At 52.4% G+C, this 1,639-nt stretch carries 1 tRNA gene and 1 rRNA gene; both read right to left on the bottom strand.

Going from position 1 to position 1,639, the window contains the following annotated elements:
• Nucleotides 1-35: 35 nt before the first annotated feature.
• Nucleotides 36-112 (bottom strand) — tRNA-Ile (locus ACEWB7_RS17250).
• Nucleotides 113-173: 61 nt separating this feature from the next.
• Nucleotides 174-1,639: ribosomal RNA gene (locus ACEWB7_RS17245) — 16S ribosomal RNA — on the bottom strand; the annotation flags it as partial.

Below are 1,639 nucleotides of genomic sequence, written 5' to 3'. Positions count from 1 at the left end.
TAAGTCAATGTTCTGATTTTCTGTTTTCTGGCAGATGGTGGGTCTGACAAGACTTGAACTTGTGACCCCACGCTTATCAAGCGTGTGCTCTAACCAACTGAGCTACAGACCCTCAGATACATCGTCATGAAGAACAACTTGTTGTGGATTCTTACCAATCGTCAATCTTTCGTTAAGGAGGTGATCCAGCCGCAGGTTCCCCTACGGCTACCTTGTTACGACTTCACCCCAGTCATCGGCCACACCGTGGTAAGCGTCCTCCCTAAGGTTAGACTACCTACTTCTGGTGCAACAAACTCCCATGGTGTGACGGGCGGTGTGTACAAGGCCCGGGAACGTATTCACCGCGGCATTCTGATCCGCGATTACTAGCGATTCCGACTTCACGCAGTCGAGTTGCAGACTGCGATCCGGACTACGATCGGCTTTTTGAGATTAGCATCTGCTCGCGCAGTAGCAACCCTTTGTACCGACCATTGTAGCACGTGTGTAGCCCTGGCCGTAAGGGCCATGATGACTTGACGTCGTCCCCGCCTTCCTCCAGTTTGTCACTGGCAGTATCCTTAAAGTTCCCACCCGAAGTGCTGGCAAATAAGGAAAAGGGTTGCGCTCGTTGCGGGACTTAACCCAACATCTCACGACACGAGCTGACGACAGCCATGCAGCACCTGTATCAGAGTTCCCGAAGGCACCAATCCATCTCTGGAAAGTTCTCTGTATGTCAAGGCCAGGTAAGGTTCTTCGCGTTGCATCGAATTAAACCACATGCTCCACCGCTTGTGCGGGCCCCCGTCAATTCATTTGAGTTTTAGTCTTGCGACCGTACTCCCCAGGCGGTCTACTTATCGCGTTAGCTGCGCCACTAAAGCCTCAAGGGCCCCAACGGCTAGTAGACATCGTTTACGGCATGGACTACCAGGGTATCTAATCCTGTTTGCTCCCCATGCTTTCGCACCTCAGTGTCAGTATTAGGCCAGATGGCTGCCTTCGCCATCGGTATTCCTCCAGATCTCTACGCATTTCACCGCTACACCTGGAATTCTACCATCCTCTCCCATACTCTAGCTAACCAGTATCGAATGCAATTCCCAAGTTAAGCTCGGGGATTTCACATTTGACTTAATTAGCCACCTACGCGCGCTTTACGCCCAGTAAATCCGATTAACGCTTGCACCCTCTGTATTACCGCGGCTGCTGGCACAGAGTTAGCCGGTGCTTATTCTGCGAGTAACGTCCACTTATCCCAGGTATTAACCAGGTAAGCCTCCTCCTCGCTTAAAGTGCTTTACAACCAAAAGGCCTTCTTCACACACGCGGCATGGCTGGATCAGGGTTCCCCCCATTGTCCAATATTCCCCACTGCTGCCTCCCGTAGGAGTCTGGGCCGTGTCTCAGTCCCAGTGTGGCGGATCATCCTCTCAGACCCGCTACAGATCGTCGCCTTGGTAGGCCTTTACCCCACCAACTAGCTAATCCGACTTAGGCTCATCTATTAGCGCAAGGTCCGAAGATCCCCTGCTTTCTCCCGTAGGACGTATGCGGTATTAGCGTCCCTTTCGGAACGTTGTCCCCCACTAATAGGCAGATTCCTAAGCATTACTCACCCGTCCGCCGCTAGGAATCAGGTGCAAGCACCCTA

The organism is Acinetobacter sp. NIOH-H-8 (genome assembly GCF_046635365.1).
GTDB lineage: Bacteria > Pseudomonadota > Gammaproteobacteria > Pseudomonadales > Moraxellaceae > Acinetobacter.
The sequence above is the reverse complement of the archived record's forward strand: the minus strand, read 5'-3'. Positions and strand labels throughout refer to the sequence as shown.